The 3,350-nt window shown below is 60.7% G+C and carries 2 protein-coding genes and 1 pseudogene; 2 read left to right on the top strand and 1 reads right to left on the bottom strand.

Translation table 11 applies throughout. The features are described 5' to 3' along the window. Positions 1–300: 300 nt before the first annotated feature. A complete protein-coding gene (locus Q1L50_RS06435; protein ID WP_300336864.1) occupies positions 301–1,797 on the bottom strand; it encodes a DUF1254 domain-containing protein in 1,497 nt (498 codons plus the stop codon). A 93-nt stretch (positions 1,798–1,890) separates the two neighbouring features. Here Q1L50_RS06435 and Q1L50_RS06430 point away from each other — a divergent pair, with 93 nt between their 5' ends. Both Q1L50_RS06430 and Q1L50_RS06425 read left to right on the top strand, forming a co-directional pair. Next, on the top strand, positions 1,891–3,081 hold the full coding sequence (locus Q1L50_RS06430) for an AraC family transcriptional regulator (RefSeq protein WP_300336863.1): 1,191 nt from the start codon (positions 1,891–1,893) through the stop codon (positions 3,079–3,081). After that, positions 3,065–3,350 (top strand): annotated as a pseudogene (locus Q1L50_RS06425) (hypothetical protein); the annotation flags it as partial. The gene Q1L50_RS06430 and the pseudogene Q1L50_RS06425, both read left to right, overlap by 17 nt.

Raw genomic sequence — 3,350 nt, 5'->3', positions numbered from 1 at the left:
GCGGACGCCGCTGCTTCCGCATCGGTAGAGCCTTCATCCCACGTTACCGCCGGGGTCAATCTTCCGGTTGCAGCGTGGGACTCGGCCATCGTTTCAACCTCGAATAGCTTGGGCCGAGGAGTCTCGATAGATGTAGCGACGCCCGGTTCAGCCTGATAGCTGAACCGGGCGTTCGGGTTAGAGCGGTTGTCGAGGCGTACCGTTAAGAGCCGGCGCGACTCACAGGACTATGGTCGGCCCCGATCAACCAGCGACGGCTAGCCGCCACACTCTTCTTTATGTGTAGGTGTAGTACTGAGTTCAGCCAGCCTCTTTAACGCCCGGCACCTTCCAGCTGCCATCCAGAATCGAAGGGGCACCCTCTTTCGGCCAGTACAAACGCATCATCAGGACAAAGTCACCCTTGGGCGCCGGCAGCCAGTTCGACTCCTTGTCCTTGCCCGGCGATTCGTTCTGGATATAGAGGTCGACCGAACCGTCGGGATTCGTCTTGAACTTGTTGCGCTGGCTCAGGTTGTAGCGGTTCAGGTTGTTGTCGACAAAGAAGTAGTCGGCGTCGTACATCGTCAGTGACCAGAAGCCGTTCACCGGCGGCAGTTGACCTCTTTCGAAGCGCAGGACGTACTTCTTCTCGCCGTTGTACTTGGCGGCAATGTCCGGCCCCGTGGAAGTCGGATACACGGCATCTTCCGGTCGGTTGGCGCCCAGACCGATTGCAGTGATCAGCGCACGCTGCACGTAGTGGGTTCCGTACAGGCCCGTCTTCGTCGTGAACAGCCACCCATGTTCCAGCTTGAAGTCGCCGGCCACGATGCCCGCCTTCATCCAGTCCATGATTACTGCCTGGGCGGGCTTGGGCGCCCCGGCGAGGCCCTTGGCCACGGCGGAGTCGAGCTTGGTCACGTCGAAATCCTGCCCGGGAACGACACCGATCTTGGCCAGCTTGGCGATCATCTGGGCATCGTCAGCGGTCGCCGGATTGGTCTTGAGCAGTTCGGCAAAGAGCTTGAAGTAAGCCTCGGCATCAAGCGCATTGACCTGCTCGCGCACGGCGGTCTTCATGTCGATGGCCGCGTCGACCGTGCCGGGCGCCGGGGTGTAGGGCTTGCCGTAGGTGGACAAGGGCACGACCGAAATCTTGTCCTGCAAGGCATGAACCGCCTTGTAGTCCTCGGGGGTGCCGGTGCAGTAGATGCGCCCGAGAATCCAGACAATTCCGGTTGGGGATTTGTACTCGGTCACGCCAGGGGGCAGTTCACCAGACCATCCTGGCCCGGTGATGGCGTAGGTTTGCGCCTTCGTTCCCGTCGTCCGCTTGCCCGGCACCTGGAACACATTTGTCCAGCCATCAAGCATCGGGAAGAGGAAATAGCGATCCTTCATGTCCGGGAGGCTGAGAATCCAAGGCTCCTTGGAAACGTCGATCCATGTGGTCGTGTAGAGCGTATCGGCATTCGGTGCCGTGACATCGCGGTACGAGGCATCGGGATAGTTGCGCATGCGGACGAATTGCCCCATCGGTGCGCGCGAGCCTAGCGGTGCCTCGACATTGGTCATGATGCGGCGCGTCATCTCCATGGTGACCAGCGGGTAAGCGTAGACGTAGCTCTCGATGGCGATCGCACGTGCCTCGGCTTCCTTCGCTGCCGCTTCTACCGCCTTCACCTCGGCTTCAGCCTTCGCCTTGGCCTCCATGGCCACTCGGTCGACCTGGGGTTCGGCCTGCTTGCCACAGGCAGCCAGCGTCAGCGCACATACAGCCGCCATGGCTACCAAAGGTAGTTGCATTCCTTGCATTCTTTCCTCCAATTAAGTGCTGAGCCCCTGCTTAAATTCGCTCCCGGAAGGAGCACCCCTGAACAAGAAACGTTCTTGCCGAGCCCTGGCAAATTGCTTGGCAAAACTCACGGCCAAAGCTCGAAGCGCGATCAGTATAGACAAATATACAACTCGCCATTTCATGACAGATTTTTTGATTTTCTGACATTTCATGCCAAAATTTCCCAGATACTTCAGTCCGGAGCGGTCGTGGGAAAGTCGACACCAAAAAAGCGCGGCCGTCCGCCAATCAGCAACCACGTCATCCGGGTGGGCGGCGCCATTGCGCTACCGCCCTTGCTTCGTGAGCGGGGCATCGATGCGGACGCGCTGATCGCTGAAGTCGGTCTTCAGGCAGCGGCCTTTGCCCATCCCGACAACGTGATCCCCTTCGCCAAGCTGGGGGAACTGGCGCATCTGGGCGCCGAACGCACCGGCCTTTCAGACCTTGGCTTGCGCGCCTGCATATCGACGGGCCTTGTCATGCTCGGCACCGTCGGATACCTGGTGGCCAACTCCGCAACGGTCGGAGCGGGATTGGCCTGCCTCCAGTCGTATCTGCACCTGCACGACGAGGGTGCAGCGCCCTATGTCCAACAGGAGGGCAGTCTCGCCATACTGGGTTACGAGGTGCTGGAACCCCATCTGCTGGGTGCTGAACAAATTGTTTTTGGCGCCCTCGCCATTGCAGCCAATCTCCTGCGTGAAATTTGCGGTGCTGGCTTCACGCTGCGCGAAGTCAGTATTGCGTACCGGGCACCCCCGGATGCGTCGGCATTCGTTACGCACTTCGCCGCCCCGGTTCGCTTTGACGCGGATCGTAATGCCGTGGTCTTCGATGCCACATTCCTTGAGCGGCCGATTGCCGGCGCGAACACCCTGCTTCGTGATTTTCTCGCGTCGCAACTTCGGGATAAGGGGCGAATCGGGGAAGGGGGCGTCGCCAGAGATCGGATTCAGCGGGTAATGGGAACACTGTTGGCCACGGGCTGCATTAGCCAGGACGAGGCGGCGCGCGCCTTCGGCATGAACCGGCGAACTTTCGCCCGGCGTTTGCAGGAAAGCGGAACCACGTTCCGGGCGCTTCTTGATGCGGTTCGCTTCGATACAGCACGGGTCCTCCTTGGCGGCTCCGCCGTATCGCTGGAGGACGTAGCCAACCGGCTGTCGTACGCTGACGTCACAGCCTTTGCGCGCGCTTTCCGGCGCTGGTCTGGGGAGTCTCCCGCGGTTTGGCGACGCAACCATGGGGCGGCTGTCTGATCGCGAGGCGGGTGGGTCGTGCTTCCTTGCGACTTTTCTTGCTATAGTGGTCCCCGGAAATCAGACGTTCAAGGCCAAGGTTGGTCTGGAGGCGGTACGCGGGGTCAAGACGATCAACGAGATCGGGCGGGAATACGGCGTGCGTCCTGTGCAGGTTGGGCAATGGAAGAAGGCCATCCAGGAGAATGCCAAGACGCTGTTCGAAGGCAAGCGCGGCCCCAGGCCGGCGGCGGCGCACCGGGAGCCGGAGCTGTTGTACAGCGCGATCG

The organism is Accumulibacter sp. (genome assembly GCF_029255145.1).
Taxonomy (GTDB): domain Bacteria; phylum Pseudomonadota; class Gammaproteobacteria; order Burkholderiales; family Rhodocyclaceae; genus Accumulibacter.
The sequence above is the reverse complement of the archived record's forward strand: the minus strand, read 5'-3'. Positions and strand labels throughout refer to the sequence as shown.

Excerpts from the sequence above, each read along its gene's own strand:
- Q1L50_RS06435 (WP_300336864.1), bottom strand. The coding sequence starts at position 1,797 with ATGCAAGGAATGCAACTACCTTTGGTAGCCATGGCGGCTGTATGTGCG.